The sequence below is a fragment of the Methylomonas defluvii genome, from assembly GCF_033949435.1.
Taxonomy (GTDB): Bacteria; Pseudomonadota; Gammaproteobacteria; order Methylococcales; family Methylomonadaceae; genus Methylomonas; species Methylomonas defluvii.
Genome location: NZ_JAXARY010000001.1, coordinates 38,890 through 60,415, shown reverse-complemented (window position 1 = coordinate 60,415; position 21,526 = coordinate 38,890). Strand labels below are relative to the sequence as shown.

General features: G+C 52.3%; 19 protein-coding genes. 9 read left to right on the top strand and 10 right to left on the bottom strand.

The window, feature by feature from the left end; translation table 11 throughout:
- The first annotated feature begins 488 nt into the window (after positions 1 to 488).
- Positions 489 to 971: a hypothetical protein gene (locus QLH52_RS00280; RefSeq protein ID WP_064006850.1), complete on the top strand. Its 483-nt coding sequence runs from the start codon at positions 489 to 491 to the stop codon at positions 969 to 971.
- 672 nt (positions 972 to 1,643) lie between these two features.
- On the opposite strand, the gene QLH52_RS00275 is transcribed toward QLH52_RS00280, so the two are convergent.
- Positions 1,644 to 2,219 carry a chemotaxis protein CheD gene (locus tag QLH52_RS00275; protein WP_033158609.1) on the bottom strand — a complete coding sequence of 192 codons (576 nt, stop codon included), beginning with the start codon at positions 2,217 to 2,219 and terminating at the stop codon, positions 1,644 to 1,646.
- 415 nt (positions 2,220 to 2,634) lie between these two features.
- Here QLH52_RS00275 and rlmKL point away from each other — a divergent pair, with 415 nt between their 5' ends.
- Together rlmKL and yccX are read left to right on the top strand one after the other, a co-directional pair.
- Positions 2,635 to 4,830 (top strand): bifunctional 23S rRNA (guanine(2069)-N(7))-methyltransferase RlmK/23S rRNA (guanine(2445)-N(2))-methyltransferase RlmL, encoded by a 2,196-nt coding sequence (rlmKL, locus tag QLH52_RS00270; RefSeq protein WP_033158554.1) that lies wholly within the window; start codon positions 2,635 to 2,637, stop codon positions 4,828 to 4,830.
- On the top strand, positions 4,827 to 5,099 hold the full coding sequence (yccX, locus tag QLH52_RS00265) for an acylphosphatase (protein ID WP_033158553.1): 273 nt from the start codon (positions 4,827 to 4,829) through the stop codon (positions 5,097 to 5,099). Before rlmKL ends, yccX begins: the two co-directional genes overlap by 4 nt.
- A 29-nt stretch (positions 5,100 to 5,128) precedes the next feature.
- Here the strand turns inward: yccX and QLH52_RS00260 are convergent, their stop codons facing one another.
- Positions 5,129 to 5,374, bottom strand: a complete 246-nt coding sequence (locus QLH52_RS00260; protein ID WP_129871327.1) for a hypothetical protein — start codon at positions 5,372 to 5,374, stop codon at positions 5,129 to 5,131.
- Positions 5,375 to 5,594: 220 nt separating this feature from the next.
- Between QLH52_RS00260 and hemC the strand changes: the two genes are divergently transcribed.
- Genes hemC through QLH52_RS00240 form a run of 4 tightly spaced genes read left to right on the top strand, consistent with a single transcriptional unit; the run spans position 5,595 to position 9,698 of the window.
- Entirely contained in the window at positions 5,595 to 6,521 is a 927-nt protein-coding gene (gene hemC / locus QLH52_RS00255; RefSeq protein ID WP_033158551.1) for a hydroxymethylbilane synthase, read from the top strand.
- A complete protein-coding gene (locus QLH52_RS00250; protein ID WP_051670342.1) occupies positions 6,518 to 7,300 on the top strand; it encodes a uroporphyrinogen-III synthase in 783 nt (260 codons plus the stop codon). Before hemC ends, QLH52_RS00250 begins: the two co-directional genes overlap by 4 nt.
- Positions 7,284 to 8,450: a uroporphyrinogen-III C-methyltransferase gene (locus tag QLH52_RS00245; protein WP_033158549.1), complete on the top strand. Its 1,167-nt coding sequence runs from the start codon at positions 7,284 to 7,286 to the stop codon at positions 8,448 to 8,450. Before QLH52_RS00250 ends, QLH52_RS00245 begins: the two co-directional genes overlap by 17 nt.
- Before the next feature lie 12 nt (positions 8,451 to 8,462).
- Complete coding sequence (locus QLH52_RS00240) at positions 8,463 to 9,698, top strand: heme biosynthesis HemY N-terminal domain-containing protein (protein ID WP_319960167.1); 1,236 nt, start codon at positions 8,463 to 8,465, stop codon at positions 9,696 to 9,698.
- 20 nt (positions 9,699 to 9,718) lie between these two features.
- Here QLH52_RS00240 and QLH52_RS00235 read toward each other — a convergent pair whose 3' ends face one another.
- The 3 genes from QLH52_RS00235 to ubiD all read right to left on the bottom strand — a co-directional run bounded on the left by QLH52_RS00235 (position 9,719) and on the right by ubiD (position 13,649).
- Positions 9,719 to 10,801, bottom strand: coding sequence for an HD domain-containing phosphohydrolase (locus QLH52_RS00235; protein ID WP_319960166.1), 1,083 nt, complete (start codon positions 10,799 to 10,801; stop codon positions 9,719 to 9,721).
- Positions 10,802 to 11,008: 207 nt separating this feature from the next.
- A complete protein-coding gene (locus tag QLH52_RS00230; RefSeq protein ID WP_319960165.1) occupies positions 11,009 to 12,145 on the bottom strand; it encodes a PP2C family protein-serine/threonine phosphatase in 1,137 nt (378 codons plus the stop codon).
- 40 nt (positions 12,146 to 12,185) lie between these two features.
- Complete coding sequence (ubiD, locus tag QLH52_RS00225) at positions 12,186 to 13,649, bottom strand: 4-hydroxy-3-polyprenylbenzoate decarboxylase (RefSeq protein ID WP_319960164.1); 1,464 nt, start codon at positions 13,647 to 13,649, stop codon at positions 12,186 to 12,188.
- Positions 13,650 to 13,952: 303 nt separating this feature from the next.
- Here ubiD and QLH52_RS00220 point away from each other — a divergent pair, with 303 nt between their 5' ends.
- Positions 13,953 to 14,657, top strand: coding sequence for a hypothetical protein (locus tag QLH52_RS00220; RefSeq protein ID WP_033158545.1), 705 nt, complete (start codon positions 13,953 to 13,955; stop codon positions 14,655 to 14,657).
- A gap of 196 nt (positions 14,658 to 14,853) precedes the next feature.
- Here the strand turns inward: QLH52_RS00220 and QLH52_RS00215 are convergent, their stop codons facing one another.
- Both QLH52_RS00215 and QLH52_RS00210 read right to left on the bottom strand, forming a co-directional pair.
- A complete protein-coding gene (locus tag QLH52_RS00215) occupies positions 14,854 to 17,334 on the bottom strand; it encodes an ABC transporter permease (RefSeq protein WP_319960163.1) in 2,481 nt (826 codons plus the stop codon).
- Complete coding sequence (locus QLH52_RS00210) at positions 17,331 to 18,023, bottom strand: ABC transporter ATP-binding protein (protein ID WP_319960162.1); 693 nt, start codon at positions 18,021 to 18,023, stop codon at positions 17,331 to 17,333. Before QLH52_RS00210 ends, QLH52_RS00215 begins: the two co-directional genes overlap by 4 nt.
- On the opposite strand from QLH52_RS00210, the gene QLH52_RS00205 reads away from it, so the two are divergent.
- Positions 18,022 to 18,621, top strand: coding sequence for an arylesterase (locus QLH52_RS00205; RefSeq protein ID WP_084153408.1), 600 nt, complete (start codon positions 18,022 to 18,024; stop codon positions 18,619 to 18,621). The two genes, QLH52_RS00210 and QLH52_RS00205, sit on opposite strands and share 2 nt — an antisense overlap.
- 8 nt (positions 18,622 to 18,629) lie before the next feature.
- On the opposite strand, the gene QLH52_RS00200 is transcribed toward QLH52_RS00205, so the two are convergent.
- From QLH52_RS00200 to QLH52_RS00190, 3 genes are all read right to left on the bottom strand, one after another.
- Positions 18,630 to 19,580 (bottom strand): glycosyltransferase family 2 protein, encoded by a 951-nt coding sequence (locus QLH52_RS00200; RefSeq protein WP_319960161.1) that lies wholly within the window; start codon positions 19,578 to 19,580, stop codon positions 18,630 to 18,632.
- Positions 19,581 to 19,619: 39 nt separating this feature from the next.
- Positions 19,620 to 20,699 (bottom strand): GNAT family N-acetyltransferase, encoded by a 1,080-nt coding sequence (locus QLH52_RS00195; RefSeq protein ID WP_319960160.1) that lies wholly within the window; start codon positions 20,697 to 20,699, stop codon positions 19,620 to 19,622.
- A gap of 207 nt (positions 20,700 to 20,906) precedes the next feature.
- Positions 20,907 to 21,386, bottom strand: a complete 480-nt coding sequence (locus QLH52_RS00190) for a hypothetical protein (RefSeq protein WP_319960159.1) — start codon at positions 21,384 to 21,386, stop codon at positions 20,907 to 20,909.
- Positions 21,387 to 21,526: the final 140 nt, after the last annotated feature.

Genomic DNA, 21,526 nt, shown 5'->3' with positions numbered 1-21,526 from the left:
CACTTTCTTTTGCTCCGCCAAAAGAAAGTATCCAAAGAAAAGGCGGCCCGGACGCCGCTTATTCCCTGCGCTCCTCGCTTTTGCCGGGGGTTGACGAAAGGGGCTTCCTGCCCCTTCGTCAACGCGCCGCATCCCTGCGGCGCCCCTTCGGGCTATTCACTCGGTACCTCCCTGTACCTCGCCCTTCGGGTGCTGCGCATGCAAATCGGCTATCCTGCCGATTTGTCCCGCCAAAAGCTCCGGTGCTCGGCGCGGCATACGGGATAAACCCATCCCACAATCGAAGACCAAACCAAACCAAACCAAACCAACCTAATTCGATTTTCAGCCTCAACCCTGTAGGAATATTGTTTTGGCTCGAACAAAATCCGAATCCTTTTTCCAGCTAGACTATCCCGTGAATTCACAGAATATGTATATCACCGGATTCATGAAGATATCCAGAAACTATGTAATCACTTGTTATCCACTTCAATATCGGAGCCACTATGGACCTGTCTCTTATCCAAGGTACGATTTCCGGACTCAAGGTAGCTGGTGACATCGCAAAGGGCCTCCTTGAACTCAAGACGCTTTCCGAAGTTCAGGGAAAAGTAATTGAACTTCAGAGCGCCATTCTGTCCGCCCAAGGAAATGCACTTTCTGCTAATGCGGACCAATCTGCGATGGTTGAGGAAATACGCGCACTGAAAGAAGAAATTGCTCGCGTAAAAGCATGGGACACACAAAAGCAAAGGTACAAACTGGTACAACCCTGGTCTGCCGGTGTTGCCTATGCTCTTATAGAATCCATGAGCAACTCCGAACCACCGCATTTGATATGTACAAACTGCTACGAGATTGGGCGCAAGTCCATCCTTAATCCGGTCGAGGATTCTCAAAAGTGGGTTCACTACGCTTGCCCTGTTTGCAAAGCGCAAATCCCCACTGGTTATCGCGGTGGCGTCACCCCGCAATATGCGGCTGATTAACCGAACTATGGCTAACACTGCGCTTAAGAGGGACGCTCCGCCTGCAATGCAGGCTCCGCGCCCCTTAGCCCCACGTTAGGCGCTTATGGTCCTGCCTCGCTTCAAACCTTATTTCATATCCATGACAGAGATAATTGACAAATGGAAAGAGCTAAATCATGACTTGCATCAAGTGCTTCAACAGATTGATGTCGAACTTACACCTAAAGATAATTAGAGCCGTAGATTCTGATTAGCACAGCGTAATCGGACGCATGTTGGATTACGCTGCTCTGCGTTGTGGCTAATAAGCCAAACGATGCTAGAGCGACCTCCATTCCTCCGAATACGCTTCGCTATTCGGAGCTACTCCCCTGAGGCTACATTTTTGCAAACTCAAACCCCGCAAATCGCGCGAGGGTTTTCTCCCGCATGCCGCGCCGAGCACCGGAGCTTTTATCGAGAATAGCCCGAAGGGGTGCGGCAGGGATGCCGCACGTCGGCGGAGGGGCTGGGAAGCCCCTTCTGCCGACCCTCGATAAAAGTTCCGGCGCGCAGGATCAAAGCGGCATCCGGGTGGCCTTTTCTTTGGATACTTTCTTTTGGCCAAGCAAAAGAAAGTATCTCGGCTGTCGGGCCGAGACCCGACTTCAAAATCAGCCGTCACGCCAGCGACACAAAAACACAAATCCCCTACGCCAACACCCTAGCAAACAGCCTGTGAGAATATTCCTGCTCCCGCTGCAAAATAGTTTCGTTTTTTATATCCTTGAGTTTTTTCACCAACACCTCCCCCGTTTCCGGAAAGAAATACACCTTGCGGGGATAGATACCGAGCATGTCGTCAGCCAGGACCGGAATATTCCGGCCGGCCAGATAACTGCGTAAAAACTGCGCACTACGCGCGCCGACATTGTTGCGTTGCATGCCGTTAAGAATATTACCGCCGCCAAACACTTTGGCTTCCAACTCGCTCTCTTCCGCACCCATGCCGACCAGGTGCTTGATGAAATTGTCCATGCCGTTACTAGCCATGTTCTCCATGCGTTGATTGAGCGGCTGGTCTTCGTTGACGTTCACCACCATGAATTGATACATGCCGCCTATGCCCCGCCGCCTATCTCGGATACAGGCAATCACGCAGGACCCCAGCACGGTGACAATAAGCTCGCCGGAATTGGTGACACAATATTCGCCGGGAGTGATTTTGCAGGCGCGGATGCGTTGGTGCGGGTCGTAGTAGGTTTCGGAGTATTTTTGCGGATGCATAGCCAGGACCATCTTGAGAGTTGCAGAACATTAATACTTATCAAGCAATAAATCGGCCACTATAAAATTTGGTTTCCACCTCAAATCTTTAGCATTTCAGCGCGCCACCTTGCCGAAGCGATTGTAAACCGCTTCGACAACTATTGATTGATTGGGTATCTGTCTCAGCGCGCCGAGACACAAGCACCCGGGCTATCGACAGTCAGAACGAGCAACGAGCCGGAGTGGTGCGTAGCGCTCGCGATTGGCGCACTTGCTATTATCCCAACCCAAGTCATCACCGGCATATCGTTCGGCAGACCGGGCGAACGATGTCGAATGGAACCGTGGTTTGCAATTTTGCTATAAAAATATCCGCCGCAGTCGCAGCACATTTTAGTATCCTAGCCAGCCATTCCGTACCCAGCCGTCAACCATGAGCCAATACCCACTTTTTGCCACCACGCCTAAAGCGATGGAAGGCATCCTTGCCAACGAAATCAAAGCCCTGGGCGGCCAAAACGTCCGCGAAAAAATGGCCGGCGTGGCTTTTGAGGGTGATTTGGCACTGGCTTACCGGGTCTGCCTGTGGTCGCGCACCGCCAACCGGGTGTTTCTGCCCTTGAGCAGTTTCGAGGTCAAATCCCAGCAGGATTTGTACGATGGCGTCAAAAAGATCAACTGGTTCGAACACATCAAACCGGACGACAGCCTGGCGGTATCGTTTAGCAGCAAAAACAATCCGGCCATTAACAACACCCATTTCGGCGCCTTGAAAGTCAAGGACGCCATCGTCGACCAGATGCGCGCCAAGTTCAACAAGCGGCCCAATATCGATACCGACCGGCCCAGCATTCGCGTCAATGTGTATCTGCATAACGAAACTGCCCAGCTAAGCCTGGACTTATCCGGCGAGAGCTTGCACAAGCGCGGCTACCGTGACGTCAACATCGCCGCGCCGATCAAGGAAAACCTGGCGGCAGCAATTTTGCTGCGCGCCGGCTGGCCGAAAATCGCCGAGCAAGGCGGATCCTTGCTCGATCCGATGTGCGGCTCAGGAACGATGCTGCTAGAAGGCGCGATGATCGCTGCAGACTATGCGCCGGGCTTGCAGCGTGATTACTTCGGCTTCCTGGGTTGGAAAAAACACGATGCGCAGTTGTGGCAAAGCCTGCTCGACGAAGCCAAGCAACGCCGCGATATTGGCTTGAGCAAAATGCCGGTCATCGTCGGTTTCGATCAGGATCGGCGCACCGTGGTAGCCGCCTTGCAGCATGTTGAAAACGCCGGCTTGGCGGGCAAGATTCATATCGAACGGCGCGACATCGCCGATGCGACAGCGGCGGAAAGTTGGCCCAAAGGCCTGATCGCCTGCAACCCACCCTACGGAGAACGATTGGGCGACGAGACGGAAACTTCCGAATTGTATCGCCGCTTTGGAGAGGTACTAAAACAGCGCTTCGTCGGCTGGCAGGTGGCGATGATCATCAGCAATCCGGAACTGGGTTTTAGATTGGGCGTACGTTCGCAAAAGCCGATTACCTTGTTCAACGGCGCGCTGGAGTGCAAATTGCTGCGTTTTAATATCGAAGAACAGACCTTCTTCGAACCCAAAGCCAAATCCCAGCAAGAACGCATCGAGCAAATCAGCCGGCGCACCGAAACCGAGCAGCCCGACAATCAGGCGGAGATGTTCGCCAATCGCCTGCGCAAGAATCTGAAAAAAATCGGCAAGTGGGCCAAGCAAAACCACGTTAATTGTTACCGGCTGTACGATGCCGATTTGCCGGAATACGCGGTGGCGGTTGACGTTTATCAGGGGGACAAGACTTGGGTCAACGTCCAGGAATACGAATCGCCGAAAACCATCGATCCGGCCAAGGCTAATCAGCGTTTAGCCGGGGCGATGATGGAAATCCCCAAAGTATTGGAGATACCCAAGGAACAGGTATTTCTGAAAATTCGCCGCAAGCAGAAAAGTACCGATCAATACGAAAAACAAGGCGAATCCGGCCGCTTTCATGTGGTCGAGGAAGGCGGCTGCAAGTTTTGGGTGAATTTTGAGGACTACTTGGACACCGGCCTGTTTCTGGATCACCGGCCGATTCGATTGATGATACAAAAACAGGCCAAGGGCAAGCGTTTCCTGAACCTGTTTGCGTACACCGGAAGCGCCAGCGTGCATGCGGCAGTCGGCGGCGCGGCGTCCAGCGTCACGGTCGATATGTCCAACACCTATCTGGACTGGGCCAAGCGCAATTTTGATTTAAACGGCATCCAAGGTGATCACAAACTGCTGCGCGCCAATTGTGTGGAATGGCTGGCGGAACAAGCCGGCGCCAAGGACAAGCCGCAATTCGACCTGATTTTTCTCGATCCGCCGACCTTTTCCAATTCCAAGAAAATGGACGAAGCCTTTGATATTCAGAACGATCATCTGCACTTAGTGCGCAATGCTACGGCCTTACTGTCTCCGGACGGCGTGCTGTATTTTTCCACCAACTTCCGCCGCTTCAAACTCGATAGACAAGCCTTGGCGGACTTGCAGATAGAAGACATCAGCGCGAAAACCATTCCGGAGGATTTCGCCCGCGACCAAAAAATTCATTATTGCTGGAGGATTACGCGATGAGCGAGTGTCTACACATCATCGTCAAGGGCCGGGTCCAAGGCGTGTATTTTCGCGCCTATACCCAAAAGCAGGCGGTGAAATTGAATTTGAAAGGTTTTGTCAGAAATCTGGCCAACGGCTCGGTGGAAATCGTCGCCACCGGCCATCCTGAAGACTTGCAAAAACTGTTGGCGTGGTGTCACAAAGGGCCGATGTTGGCGAAAGTTTCCGAGGTAATCGTCAGTTCACATGCCGCAAGCGAGCATTTTGAGTTGTTTGAGATTAGGTAGGCACTGCCTGATTAATACGCATTCGTTCGTTAATAGGGAAACAGAACACTAATATTCCCTGAAAGCGCAAACACACAGACGGCGCTGGCAATGGCGGCCAATATGTAACCGCAGACGCGGACTTTTAGCCATAATCCGACTGAAAACAAAACCAGCACCAACAAGGCCAGAGATAAGGCTAGCCAAGAATTGATCTGCACAAAATATATCAACCACCGAGCAGCGATATAAATCGCAATAGCTGCTCCCGCTAGGAGTAGTAAAAGTTCGTACATATTCCAATGGACGCGAATTTAAAATTCGTCTGATTGTTGAAATTAGAGAACTTTAACCAAGAACAACGTTTGAAGCCAATTCTCTCGCCCCATTCCCGCCGTCTCTGCAACGCTTATAACTTCTACCCACCTTCCCCCCTAAATCGGATTACAATAGACAACATTTATTCTCAACAAAGGGCGCAGCTTAGACGCCCGCCAGCAATCGGCAGGAGCAGTTTTGGCAGACAGAATTATTCGCATCGCTACCCGGCAAAGCCCGCTGGCCTTGTGGCAGGCCGAGCATGTCGCGGCACGGCTGCAACAAGCATTTCCCGGCTTACAAACCGAATTGGTCAAAATGGTCACCCGCGGCGATAAAATTCTCGACGCACCGCTAGCCAAAGTCGGCGGCAAGGGTTTGTTTGTCAAGGAACTGGAACAAGGCATGCTGGAAGGCACAGCCGACATCGCAGTGCATTCCATGAAAGACGTACCTGTGGAGTTTCCGGAAGGCTTGCATCTGGCGGTAATTCTGGACAGAGAAGATCCGACCGACGCCTTTGTTTCCAATCACTATCGCAGCCTGGCCGAATTGCCCGCTAACGCGCGCATTGGCACCTCCAGCTTGCGCCGCCAATGCCAAATCAAGGAAAAATTCCCGAATGCGGAAATCCTGAGTTTGCGCGGCAACGTCAACACCCGTCTGGCGAAACTGGATGCCGGCGAATACGATGCAATCATCCTGGCGTCGGCCGGCTTGAAACGTCTGGGAATGGGCGAACGAATCACCGCTCAATTGCAACCGACGGAAAGCCTCCCCGCCATGGGCCAAGGCGCTATCGGCATCGAGTGCCGGATCGACGACGCCGAGATTCATAAGTATTTAAAGGTATTGCACGACGAGGACACCAGCATCCGGGTCGGCGCCGAGCGAGCGATGAATGCCCGACTGAACGGCGGCTGCCAAGTACCGATTGCCGGTTTTGCTGAAATCAAAGGCGAGCGATTATTGCTACGCGGCCTGGTCGGCAGCCCCGACGGTTCTTTATTGTACCGAGCCCAGGCGGAAAGCAGTCTGACGGACTTCGAAGCGTTGGGCAAGGCCGTAGCCGAGGATTTATTGGCGCAAGGCGCTGACAGGATATTGAGCGAGCTGTATCAGTGAATTCCGCTTTAAACGGAGCCCGCATTTTGGTGACGCGCCCGGCCTTACAAGCTGAGAATTTGTGTACTTTAATTGAACAATGCGGCGGTATAGCGGTACGTTTTCCGACACTGGAAATCGTCGGGGTAAAGCCCGATCCGAATTTGCTGGGCCAAGCCGCCGCCGGCGACTGGCTGATTTTTACCAGCAGCAACGCGGTGGATTTTGCTATCAAGGCGTTCGGTGGCAAAATGCCGGCCTTGCGTAAATTCAAAGTCGCGGCTGTCGGCGCCGCAACCGCCAACGCATTGCAGCAAGCGGAATGGCCGGTTGATTGCGTGCCGGCCAGCGCATTCAACAGCGAAGGCTTGTTGGCTGAACCTGAATTGCACGCTGTCGCCGGCATGCGCTGCGTCATTGTGCGCGGAGTCGGTGGCAGGGAGAAACTGGCGGAGAGCTTGCGCAGCCGCGGCGCGGAAGCGAGTTATCTGGAAGTGTATAGTCGCCAACAGCCGATGGCGGACAGCACGGAATTGCGGACAAGCATAGCCCAAGGGAAGCTGGACGCCGTGACGATCACCAGCGTCGAAGCGTTACAAAATTTGTTGGCGATGCTGGATGACGAGTCGATAGTATCGTTGAAATCGATACTTTTAGTCGTCGTGAGCGAGCGGATCGGCCAAGCGGCCGAAGATTTCGGATTTAAACAGATTGCAGTGAGCGCACAGCCCACGGATGCAGCGATTTTAGAGACCTTGACGACGTTATTTAACGGGGAAAACAGTGGCCGAAGTAATTGAAGAACAACAAGAAAATCCAGCTCCGGTAGTGGTGGTTAAAAAGTCTCACGCCGGATTGTGGATAGGCATCACCTCTATCGTATTGGTGATTGCTTTGGCGGGTGCAGGCTTTTTCTTTTTCCAGCAATTGCGCTTCAGTCAAGATACCGAAAACAATCAGGATAACCTGAAGATACTGGAACTGGACAAAGAACTTAACGGCCTGCGCGAACAGCTAAATGGCGTGCAAACGCAAATCGCCAACGTCAATGCCGAAATGACCGGCAAAGATAACCACTTTAATGAAACATTGGCTGATTTTTCCAAGTTGCACGATGAGCGCCTGAGCACGGCGCGCAAAGAGCTGGAAGCCTCCATTGTGGCTTTGCAACGGCAGCTGGGTAAAACCCGCGGCGACTGGCTACTGGCCGATGCCGAATATCTGTTGACCGTTGCCAATCAGCGTTTGCATTTGGTCGGTGACGTCACCACCACCCGCGAAGCGCTGGAAGCGGCCGATCAACGGCTAAGAGAAAGCGGCGACGCAGCGGTATTTAAGGTCCGTGAGCAAATTGCCAAGGAAATCGCCTTGTTAAACGGTGCGACCGTACCGGACATCGTCGGCATCTACAGCGGCATCCAGCACTTACAAGACGCAGTGGAAGGTTTATCGGTGTTTCTGCCGCACGCAGGCAAGCAGCCGGAAAAGCCCGAACCCAATAGCGACTTATCAGAACACGGCCATGAAATCTTGAATACGGTCGCCAAACAGCTGGAAGGCTATGTCGTGTTGCGCCACACCGAACAACCTGTCAACGCCATCCTGACCCCTGAAGAAGCGCACTTTATCAAGCAGCAGTTGAAAGTCAGGCTGGAAATGATCGAAATTGCCTTGGTACAACAAAACGATACCTTGTTTGCCAGCAGCATCGCCGACGCCAAACAATGGCTGAAGAAAAATTTCGCGGAAAATCAGCAAACCGATAACTTCGTGGCTGAACTGGACAAACTGGCGAGTGTGCAAATCCGCAGCCAATATCCGGATGTTAGCGGTTCGTTAAAGCTGCTGAAAGACATCAGTAAATTGCGTATCGAATCCGATAAAGCCGTGCTGAATAATCCGCCAGCGGAAACGGCCTCGCCGGCAATACCCTCTGCCGACCAGCAATAAGCGAGTGGCATTATGAAAAATCTCATGTATTTTCTAGGCTCCTTGCTTTGCGCCGTTCTGGTGGCGTTTTTGCTACACAGCTGGCTGGTCAAACAAAACGATCCCGGTTATGTGTTAATCGGTTTCGGCCACTGGTCGCTGGAAACCTCTTTGACCGTATTCGCCGTCGCGCAAGTAATCGGTTTTTTCGTTCTCTACAATTTTTTCCGCTTGATGGGTGTGTTGATTCGCATGCCCAACCAATTTGCCAAGCGCCGCCGCAATATCCGTTTTAATCGCTCGCAGGAAGCCCTGGTTGCCGGCTTATTCGATGCAGCAGACGGTAATTGGGAGCGTGCGGAGAAAGTGCTGATCAAGCATGCCGCGCATAGCGGTGCACCATTACTACATTACTTGACGGCCGCCAGAGCCGCACAATCGCGCGGTGCGCTGGACAAGCGCGATGAATATCTGCAAAAAGCCAGCGAACAATCCCCGGACACCAATATGACCGTCGGCTTGACCCAAGCCGAATTGCACCTGTCCGAGAAGCAATTCGAACAAGCCTTGGAAACGCTGGGCAAGTTGCACTCCATCAATCCGGGCCATGCACGGGTTTTGAAAATGATGCATCAGGCGTATCAACATCTTGGCGACTGGGAAGGCTTGAGCAAGATACTGCCTTCGCTGCAACAGCATAAAGTGTTGATGGAAACCGAAGTTAAGTTGCTGGAAACGGAAACCTTTAGCCGACTGCTGAAACAAACCATCGCCCAGGGTGACCGCCAAGCGATCCAAACGTGCTGGGAAGGCATCCCCGATCACATTAAGACTCTGCCGGGTATCGCCAACATCTATTTTGCGGCAATGATTGCCGCCGGCGCCGGCAGTAGCGTGGAATCGGCGATGCTCAAGCAATTGGGCCGGCATTGGGACGACACCTTGCTGGTGTTGGTTTCCAATATTGAAGCCGACGATAAGGCCAAGCAATTGCAATCAATCGAACAATGGCTGGCGGTTTACCCCAGCAACGCAGTGTTGTTAAGAGTGCTGGGCAAGTTGGCTTTGAAAGCCGAGCAAATGGAGAAAGCCGAACAGTATTTGTTGAAAAGCCTGAATACCGAAGCGTCGGTGGCGACCTATCAATTATTGGGCGAATTATTGTTTAGCAAAGGCGACAAGGATCAAGCCTGCGATTATTTCAAACGCGGCATGGAGTTGGCATCATCCGAGCTGATCAGCGGTGTGGAATCGATTCGCACAGCTTAAATACTTAAAACAACCCGCGATCAGTTCAAATCCCGAATAACCTCGGCGTCTGCATATTCGCTTTTGATAATCAAAATTTCCGGCAAATTCTTTTTTAACAGCGGCGCTAATTTAGGGTCGAAGTGTTTGCCGGATTCCGAGGCGATATAAGCCAACGTTTCTTCTACCGCCCAGGCCGGCTTATACGGCCGTTGCGACGTCAGCGCGTCAAATACGTCGGCTAGTGCGCAAATTCTGCCGGCAATAGATATATCTTCTTCCCGCAAGCCATTCGGATAGCCGGTGCCATCCCACTTTTCATGGTGATGTTGGGCAATGGTGCGCGCGGCCCGCATCAAGTCTGTCGGCGAGCCGGATAAAATATTGGCGCCTATTTGCACATGGGTCTGCATGATCCGCCATTCTTCGGGGTCGAGCTTGCCGGTTTTTAACAGAATCCGGTCCGGAATACCTATCTTACCAATATCGTGCATCGGCGCCGCATTTAGAATAATTTCCGCCTCCTGCTCAGTTAAGCCATACGCCAAAGCCAACAGCTGCGCATATTTACTCATGCGAATGATATGGTTGCCGGTTTCGTTATCCCGATACTCGGCGGCCAGCCCCAGTCTGCGTATGACTTCCTGACGAGTACGATACAATTCGTCGGTTCTGGTTTTTACCTGTTGTTCAAGAAGGCGGTTTTGATCGCGTATCTGATTATGCATCAAGCGCACTTCCAGCAGATTGTGGATGCGGGTAACGGCTTCCAGTTGATCGAAGGGCTTGGTCAAAAAGTCCTTAGCCCCCAAACTCAAAGCTTTCAAGCGGGTCTCCATATCCGGTTGCGCACTGAGCACCAACACGGGTAAATAGTCGTCTCTGAAACGCTGTTGCAATTGTTCCATGACATCGAAGCCGCTTAAATGCGGCATGCGGATGTCTAACAAAAAGGCATCGAATCGCGTGGTATCACACAGAGAAGTCACTTCGCGAGAATCGCAGGTCGATTGAATATTCCGATAACCCTGGCGCTGCAAAATTTTTTCCAACAATTTGACGTTAGCGGGTTCGTCGTCGACGATGAGAATGGCGGCTTGCAGAATATGCTGTTTTAAGTCCACGTTGCTGTTTTCAAAGAATCATGAAGTTGGGAGCGAAAACCTAGCAGTCCGACTCGTACCGAGCCGTGCCTGCTGAATGGGTTATCCGCGAGATTCTGAGTATAGACAAATTAGTTGAGTCTGCTTTTTACAGCCTGACGCCAGCATTCAATCTAACAGCCCAAAAGATTCCAGAAATAAAAACCAGCCGGCCCAACGTCGAAAACTTCAGCGGCAGCGAATGGCCATACAGGAAATATCGTCTTGCGCTTCCCGGTTCAGCATATGCGCTTCCAGGGCCTGTTGTATCGCCGCCACTTCAGCGCCAGGCGGTGCCGTTCTGAGAATCTGCAGGACGCGCTCTTGGCCGAATAAACCACCGTCAGGACCCAGGGTGTCGGTCAAACCATCAGAGTACATAAATAACTCGCAAGCCTCGCGCCAATGCCAGATTTCGCAAGTATCGTCGAATTGCCGGTTATCGAGAATGCCGGCAGAGGGGTGTGAGGAACGAAAGGTGTGAGCCGGCTTGCCATCGCCATCCAGCGCATAAACATCGGGTAAGCCGCCATTCCACAACTCAACCGACTTTTTTTCAGCATCTATCATGCCCAATACCAAAGCCACGAAACGGCCCGTCGGCATCTGGCTGTGCACCAGGCGATTGATCTCGCGGACGATGATGGGTACGGCCAAGCCCTTTTTCGTCATCGCCTGGAATGCCTGATTGACAATCACCGTCGGTAACGCTGCCGCCAAGCCGTGGCCAGTCGAATCGGCGAGCATAAAGTAAATTTGTTGCTTGCTGACGCGCCTGGCGCAAATCAAATCGCCGCTAAAGCGTTTGGCCGGCAATAACCAAAACTGCAAATGATCGTCTTTCAGATCGCTCTGTTTAATTAACCTTTCAAAAATACTCTGTAAAAACTGCTGCTCCGCTTCGTTTTCGTCGCGATAGGCTTTAAGTAGCTGAGTATCGGCAATAATCAGATTTTGCATATCGATCACACGCTGCACCGAACCCAATTTAGCGGCAAGAACGGCGCGACTGAACGGTTTTTGCAGATAGTCGTCAGCACCGGCTTGCAGCCCATCCAGGACATTTTGGTCATCGGCTAGCGCGCTGAGCACAAAAATGGGCACCCACTTTTCCAGGGTTCGCTCTCTAATCGCTTTGATAGCCTCAAGGCCATCCATGACCGGCATCATAATATCCATCAGAATCAGATCGGGATTTACGCTGGCCAGAGCGTGAACCGCCTGCTCCCCATTTTCGACCAAAATGACTTCATGCTGCATCCTGCTCAGTAATTTGTCGAGCAATAGCCTGTTTTCGTAGATATCGTCGACAACCAATATTTTCATTAGGAACTGTACCGTTATTCAATCGAACCGGCAGTCTACCCTAGTTAAATAGGGTATCCCACATAGAATCGACTTTTTTGATGACATCCTCACTCATTACAATCGGACGTCCCCACTCCCGGCTGGTTTCGCCCGGCCATTTGTTGGTCGCATCGAAACCGACCTTGGACCCCAAGCCCGACACCGGCGAAGCAAAGTCCAGATAATCTATAGGCGTGTTTTCCAAAATCGTCAAATCCCGAGCCGGGTCCATCCGGGTAGTAATCGCCCAAATCACGTCTTGCCAATTGCGTACATCGACATCGTCATCCACCACGATCACAAATTTGGTGTACATAAATTGGCGCAAATACGACCAGGTGCCCAGCATCACCCGCTTGGCGTGGCCGGCGTATTGCTTCTTCATGCTGATCACCGCCATCCGATACGAACAGCCCTCCGGCGGCAGATAGAAATCAACGATTTCCGGAAACTGCTTTTGCAGGATGGGCACGAAGACTTCATTTAAGGCCACACCCAAAATAGCCGGTTCATCGGGCGGACGGCCGGTGTAGGTGCTGTGATAAATCGGCACCTGCCGCTGAGTGATGCGTTCAATCGTAAACACCGGAAATTCATCGACTTCGTTGTAATAACCGGTGTGATCGCCGTACGGCCCTTCCGGCGCGGTTTCTCCCGGATAGATAAAGCCCTCCAAGACAATTTCGGCGCTGGCCGGCACTTGCAAGTCGTTGGACAAACATTTGACCACTTCGGTCTTGCTGCCACGCAGCAAACCCGCGAAGGCATACTCGGACAAAGAATCCGGCACCGGTGTAACCGATGCCAATATCGTCGCCGGGTCCGCTCCTAGAGCCACTGCAACCGGAAACGGCTTGCCAGGATGCGCTTGCTGCCATTCCTTGAAATCCAATGCGCCGCCGCGATGCGCCAGCCAGCGCATGATGACTTTGTTTTTGCCGATGACTTGCTGGCGGTAAATCCCCAGGTTTTGCCGGTCTTTGTTCGGCCCTTTGGTAATCACCAGCGGCCAGGTGATCAAAGGCGCGGCGTCTTCCGGCCAACAGGTTTGAATCGGATAGACGCTTAAATCGACTTCGTCACCGACCCGAATCACTTCCTGACAGGGTGCGGAGCTGACTATTTTCGGCGCCATATTCAACACCTGCTTGAATACCGGGAATTTTTCCAGCGCGTCTTTCATGCCCTTCGGCGGCTCCGGCTCTTTCAGATAGGCCAGTAACTCGCCGATACCGCGCAATTCGGACACATCTTTGGCTCCCATGCCCATCGCTACCCGCTTCGGCGTGCCGAACAGGTTGCCCAGCACGGCAATGTTGGAACCTTTCGGATTTTCGAACAGCAAAGCCGGCCCGCCCTGCTTCAACACCCGGTCGCATATCACTGTCATTTCCAACACCGGATCGACATCCTGTTTGATGCGCTTCAGTTCGCCCTGCTTTTCCAGTTGGGCGATAAAGTCTCGTAAATCTCTATATTTCATGCATGGTCCTTAAAGGGGAAAGGCCGAACTTCGTGCCATGGAGTGCAAAATTAAAGCGGCAATCATACGCTGAGTTAAGCTAGACGAGAAAACCAAAGAGACAAGTAATCAGACTATGATCTCTTATGAGCTAATTTTTTTAATCCGAACCGTTTACATTTGATTATTCCATTGCCAGAAATCAAACCCGTGCCATACTTTTGACGAGGGGTCAGCTTGCCGCGTTAACAGTCGTAGATGTCGGAGCAGCATTTGAGAGCTAGTCCCGAAAGAAAGGTTTAATTTTATTCGTGGAGATTTGTTATGGGATTTGCATTAACTGATGTATGTGGCTTTCGTCCTGCAACTTATGCGGGACGTCCAATTCCAGAAAAAGACTTGGCGAGCGGAGGGCTAGGAAAATTCGACACCCACTTCGGCATCAATGGGGACGTATCGGCGATTGTCAATGATGGCGATATTAATACATACGGCCCTCGCGCAATCGATTTGAATCAACGCGGGGGTATTGTTGCCGAAACGCTTTGGAATAAGTGGCAAGACAATCCATCTGATAGTGACGTATCAGGTTTTTTGACTTTTTTTGAAGAAGTAGGTGGCAGAAAGGCCCCAAAGAACACGCAATATCCGGTAGGAGCGAAGATTAGCGGCGTCGATGTAGGAGGAGATGAAAAATATAAGTTCGGCGCGACCAACAAAAAAACTTCTAGTATTTCCGACGAGAATAGTGAAGGCGCCATGTTTCAGTTGGGTACTCGCTGGTCTAAAGTGGCTTTAGAACATACCGTTAAAAATGGAGGGCGTATTCACTTTCATTTAGATGGGATGGGAGATATTAGCGACCTTTTGAATAAGTTAGGCGATTTTAATTACAACGTCACGACCCGAGAGTTACGCTATGTCTACCGTAATTGGATTAGATTGGGTAAGTCTGCGATTTTTTATAATGGCTTTTCTAAAACTTCGTCTGGAATTTACAAAGCGGTTATCGTCGATAGACCCTGGTAAAAAGCACTAACGTCCAGCGTAGTGAAGGCACTTTTGTGCCGATGGCAATAAGTAGCACCCTCGGCGCGATGTACTCCGAATGTGAAAAATCCATAACCATACAAGCTAACTGGAAACTATTAGACGCTCTTTACTGGAAACTTTTCAAAGCCGTTTGACATATCGCAACCATCGCGAAAAATTTACTGATCAACCATCAACGCCTCAACACTTGTAGCGGTGGTTGATTAACCACCTGCCTAACCCCCCAGTACCCTGCCAGCCCCACCGTTATCGCGCCTATCGCCGGCAATGCACCCCACAAATAGTAGCCGGGACGATAATCGATCTGCATCACACGGGTATACAACGCATATAGAATCGCTTCGCTAGCCAGAGCCGCCATGACGCCAGCCAAGGTGCCGAGCAAGCCAAACTCAATCACGTGCGTGGTACGTAAAAAGCCGCGCCGAGCACCCAAAGTCCGCATCAGCCCACCTTCGTAGATCCGTTGATCCAACGTGGCGTAGACGGCGGCAAACAACACGGTAAAACCAGCCGCCAAGGCAAAATACAGTAGTAGATTGATGGCCTTGGTCAACTGCGTCAGGATCATCTTGAATTGTTTCAAGATCTGATCAACTTCCAATATCGTGATCGCCGGATATTTTTTCAGCAACGTATTCAACAGAATTTTTTGGGTATCGGCCAGATAAAAGCTGGTCATGTACATGGTCGGAAAGTTATCCAACGTGCCGGGCGAGAAGATCATGTAAAAATTGGGCCGCATCGTATCCCACTGCACGCTGCGGAGTTGAGCTACCTTGGCGCTGAATTGCGCGCTCCCCACCGTAAAGGTTAATGCATCGCCCACTTTGATCTTTAGGCTTTCCGCCAGTTTTTGCTCCACCGATACCAGCCCCGGCTGATCGGCTTGCCAAGCACCGCCATCGGTCGCTTTGTTATCGTCGGGCAATTGCACCGCCCAGGTCAGGCTCAATTCGCGTTGAGTGGCGCCTTCGCCCTGGGTGTCTTTGCTGACCCGGCCTTGCACTGCTTCGTTATTAATCGTCACCAGGCGTCCGCGTACCACCGGATAAAACCGGCTGCTGGGGATTTGCGCCTGCTGCAATTCGCTTTGAAATGCCTGCTGCCGTTCCGGCAGAATATTCAAGGCAAAATGATTCGGCGCCTGTTCCGGCAATTGCTGTTGCCAGTTGTCGATCAAATCGCTGCGCACCGTAAAACTCAGGGCCATGGCGGTGAGCGTGATGCTGAAAGCCAATATCTGGCTGACGCTGGCCTGGCTGTTCCGCAGCAATCCCTGCAAGCCAAAACGCCAATTCAAGCCCAGCTTCGGCAACAGCTTGCGCGCCAGCAATAACAAACCATATACCGCGCCACCTACACCCAATAGTGTTAGCGCACCCAACCCCAATATGGTAGATGTCATTTTCGGGTCTTGGGTGTAGCGCCAAATCAAGCCGCCGATAATCGCCAGCGCCAAACCGTAAATCAACCAACCACTGGTGGGTAAGGGTTCCAACTCACGGCGCAATACCCGCAACGGTGAGACTTTTTGCAAGCGCAGCAACGGCGGTAAAGCAAAACCCAGTAAGATTGCCAAGCCCGAAGTCAAGCCAAAAAATACCGCCAACCAGCTGGGACTGGCCAATTCTTCCGGTAATAAGGATTTTAACAGCTCGAATAAACCAAACTGCGCCAACCAGCCCAGGCCGCAGCCGACGCTGCTGGCTAATAGGCCCAGCACCAAGAACTGCAAACCGTACAGCCAGACAATTTCCGCTTGTTTACATCCCAGGCAACGCAACAAGGCCGTGGCGTTAAAATGCCGTTCGGTATAACGGCGGGTCGCCATCGCAATCGCCACGCCGGCAATCAAGATCACCACGATACTGGACAAGCCCAGGTAACGCTCGGCGCGCTGCAATGCCGATCCCAGTTCCGGGCGATCCTCATGTATATCCAGGATTTTTTGCGAACTGTTCAGTTGCGGTTTCAACCAGGTTTTAAAGGCAAGTAAAGCCTGTTCGTCGCCGCTGAACTGGAAAGCGTAACGCACATGACTGCCGGGTTGAATGACGCCGGTGGCAGCCAAATCGATTTGATTAATCATCACCCGCGGCGAAAAGCTGTAAAAGTCACCGCGCTTGTCCGGCTCGTAGCTCAACACCCGGCCGATGGTCAGAGGTTTTTCGCCTACGGTTAGCGTATCGCCGATTTTTAGATGTAGAGCCGGTAGTATGCGCTTGTCTACCCAAGCCGAGCCGGGTTCCGGACCCTGGCTGGCGACGATTTCATCCTGCGACTCGGCATCGCTGGTTTTCAATTTCCCGCGCAGCGGGTAGCCGCTGCTGACGGATTTTACCGAAGCCAACAGCATTTCCTGGTTTTCCAGCAAAACGCTGGCAAACTCGCTGGTTTGCGAATGGGATAAGCCCAATTCGCCGGCCTTGGCCAACCAGGTATCGACTATGAGCGCCGGCGCAGCCACCACCAGATCACCGGCTAAAAACTCGGCGGCTTGCACCGTCATGGTCCGATGCAAGCGATCAGCGAATAGCGATATAGCGGTGGAACTGCTGACCGCAATCAGCAAAGCCAGCAGCAATAAGGTCAGCTCTCCGGAACGACTATCGCGCCACAACAGTTTCATGGCTAGATTGACGCGCTTCATACCACGCTCCCGGCGTCCAGGCGAATGGTGCGTTGACAACGTCCGGCCAAAGTCATGTCGTGAGTCACCAAAATCAAAGTGGTATGTTGTTCTTGATTGAGCTCGAACAGCAGATCGATGATGTGCGCACCGGTTTTGCAGTCCAGATTACCGGTCGGTTCGTCGGCAAATAGGATGGTAGGCTGGGTGACAAAAGCCCGCGCTAAAGCCACCCGTTGCTGTTCGCCGCCCGACAATTGTTTGGGGGTATGCGTCAAGCGCTGCGACAAGCCCACTCTATCCAGCAAGGCCCGGGCAGCGCTCGCCGCTTGAGCATGTCCGCTGAGTTCCAGCGGCAGCATGACGTTTTCCAGAGCCGTCAACCCCGGCAGCAGTTGAAAGGATTGAAACACGAAACCGACCAATTCGTTGCGCAACAAGGCGCGGCCGTCTTCGTCCAGCTTGGTCAGATCGCGGCCGTTGACCACCACTCGACCGGTGCTGGGCGTATCCAATCCAGCCAGCAAACTGAGCAGGGTGGATTTACCGGAACCGGACTCGCCGACAATGGCCAAACTCTCGCCCGGATTGATGATTAAATTCACCGAGGACAAGATGTGTAAAATGCCTTCGGAAGTTGGCACCGATTTACCGAGTTGTTCGGTAACGATAATCGGGGAACTGGTCTTATCAATATGAGTATTCAACATGTATAGCGTGGTCCTTGCCGTAATTCTGGGTTTACTACCAATCAGCGCCATGGCGAAATCGATAGTAGTATTGGGTGACAGTATTAGTGCCGGTTACGGCATCGAAGTTCAGCTTGGCTGGGTGGCTTTGTTGCAAAACAAGCTAACCGACCTGCATAGCGGCTATGTTATCAGTAACGAAAGCATCAGCGGCGATACTTCCGCTGGCGGCCTGGCGCGACTGGAGCAAATTTTATCGCGGCATAAACCGGATATTGTGTTGGTGGAACTGGGCGCCAACGACGGCTTACGCGGTTTATCGCCGGCGGAAATGAAAAATAATCTGACCGAAATCACCCGGCGTTCGCAAAACGTCGGCGCCAAAGTGATGCTGCTGGGGATGAAGATTCCGCCCAATTACGGCAAGCGTTATGTCGAGATGTTTTACGAGGTTTTTCCGCAGCTATCCGCGGAATTGAAGATCCCTTACGTGCCGTTTATCCTCGAAGAGGTAGCATTAAACCCGGAGATGATGCAGGCCGACAGCCTGCACCCGAATGAGCTGGCACAACCGGTGATTGCCGAAAAGATTTGGGGATATTTACAAGCCTTGCTGTAGGCAAGTCGCTAATCTGCCGCCAACGTTTGCTTAAACGCCGGCAGTTGCCGATAACCGGCGATTTCGCCGGCCGTAAACATCCATTTCATTTTTTTTTGCAGGCGTTGCTGCTCGCGCGGTTCCAACCAAAAACTCACGATCCTGCTCAGGTAATGCCGCAGCAAATATAGCGGGATACCGGCTATGTTCTTCCCGGCAGGTACATCGGCATAAGCCAGCACCTGACAGCGGGCCACGTCGAACATCCAGCGGCAGACATAGGCTTTAGTCATCCGCTCCGGGATGTTGCAGTGATACAGCAATGCTTCCGGCACATACCAAAACTCGCCGCCACCACGCCGAAAACGGCCCATGTATTCGGTGTCTTCCGTAAACGGTACCGAGGTACCCGGCCCCAGTTCTTCGCGAAACCAGCCGTTTTTGGCTACGGCCTCGGCTCTTAACGCGGTGTTGACGCCACCCGGAATCACCTGTTCATCCAAAATTTGCTGAGACATACCAAAATCGCGGGTATTGGTAATGCCGCGCGGCAAGGCAAACTCACCTTCGGTATGCAGCCAGGCGGGGATGTCGCCCAGCCATTTGGGTAATACTTTGCCGGCAAAACCGTCGATTTCCGGATGCAGCGCGGCGGCATCAATGTAAGCCTGCAACCAAGTTGCCTGCGGTTCGACATCGTCGTCGGTGAACACCAATAACTCAGCTTGCGCTTGCTTGATGGCGCGATTCAAAGCGCGGGACTTACCGGGAATCGGCTCGGAGACGCAATGCACCGGCAACCGACCACGCTCAGCTTCGGCGGCGATCACCGCAACGGTGTCGTCGCTGCTGCCGTTATCAACCATCAGCAATTCCCAGCGGGTCTCGTTATTCAGGCGCATGGCGGCCAATGCGTCGAACAAGCGCGGCAATATCGACGCTCTGTTGCGGGTGCTGATAATCACGGAGGCGTTTAACATAGGCGGCAGACCGAGTTTAGAATGTTGGACTAAGCAATATTACAGTGGATGATCAAAATAATCGCCATCGATCCCGCTGCGGTACCAATTTTGCAAAATGTTTTCGGCCAACGGCGGCTCGCGATAGATCAGATAGCGGTTACCGCGCGACGGCACCTTTTCATAGCCAAGACTGCGGAACAGACTACTCAATGACGGCGAGGCGACTTCCAGGCTGCCCCAGCTAATCCCGTTCTCCCGCCAATAAGCAAATAGGTAATACAACAGGGGCGTTAAGGCGGGCTCATCGTCCAAGGGATAAAACACGTCACGCAATACGGCCATGCTGATAGCCTCTCCAAAGCTTTGCTGATGCCAGATGGCATAAGCGCGCAATTTGCCGGCAGCGTCGCGCAGCGCGAAAAGCCTTAACGGACAGGTAGGGAAATCGAATAAACGCCAATTCAAATAGCGGCTACTACGCTCCAGGCAAGAGGTGTAGCCCGCTTTGGCTCGCTCCCACAAATCATCAAACTCGGTGTCGCAATGCCAAACCTCCGCTAAGGTAAAACCGCCGCTACGCAATTTGACATTGCGTAAACGCAAGTTGATGTCAAATAGGCTGCCCAACCAATAGCCCAACGGTTTGCCGGCGCGTTTCTCCCAAGAGCCACGATAACCGACGCGCAAACGATAAAAATCGTTATCGCTGCCGATCGGTACGAAGCCGCATTTTTTGAAGGCTTTCTGGGTAATCACGCCGGCAGTCACCGTGCCGTTGAAACGGGCAAATTCGAGGCTGTGTTCGATCAGCTTGGTGGCTAAGCCCTGCCCGCGAAACTGTTCATCGACGCAGGTATTGGAACCGAAGGCGAGCGTTACGGATTCGCCGTTCAGCCACCAGGGTTGCGCGAACATGGCCCGAAAACCGGCTAAGCGTCCATTGTGCCAAACCCCGACGCCGGCGCACGGCAAGGCGTTCTGCCAAGGGTTATGCGCGATACGGCGCTCGAACCACTGCTGGATGTATTCGGGGTGTTGCTGAAACTCCTCGAAATTGGCAACGGCAATCCGAATACAATCCGGAATATCCGCCAATTGGATAGGTCCATAGACAAAATGGTCTGCAACAGCGGACATAGGCTTTCTCGAAAAAGTGCGGGAAATGATTAGCGAGGCCTAACTATCGTTAGCAAGGGCATCAGCGACAATCGAAAACTATTATCGGTGCAAACTTGCTGCAATACCAAACGACAGCGTCGTTTTAACAGGATTGAAGGAGCAGGAAAAGTTGAGGCTTGGGCAACATGCGCACTGCCCAAGCCCTCAGTACATCTATAACGGCGCTTACCGGACTAAATTCAAAACCGCTTTGGCTTCCAGCAATCTGCTGCGTTTTTTCAAGCCCAGAACACCCAGCATGCCGCTGAGAAAAAACCAGGCCGCCGTGGGTAAGGCGGCTTTCAATTCAGCTGTTTTGCTTTCGTCTATCACTGGCTGGAAAACCGTGCCAAGCAGGCCAAGTAAACCCATTTGCGAAACCATGTCGCCAAGCCCTGCTATGTCCGACAATGCCTGCTGAAATGTTACGACCGCACGGGTCTTGACCCGTGTAAACAGTGTGAGCGCATAGTCCTGCAAGGGCTTATCCGCTACTGGATTCAATGGCTGCTCCTGATAAGCGCTTGGCAAATCCGGCAAAATCGTTTGGAAGGATTCGAGCGGGTTTAACGTATTTTCGGTCGTAGCTGCTTGCGCAAGCTGTATCCCCCAAAACGATAGACCAATAAAAAATAACGCGGAAAGTAACGGCTTGTTTGTGTCCATATTAAAACCCCAGAATTAATCAATTAGTTAAGAGGTGAAACCCTATTCGCACAAACCGGACCGATTACGGCTGGCAACGGCTTATGGTATAGGCATCCATACACAGGAGGATAGCACTATGCGTGCCAATTGCAAGAGGC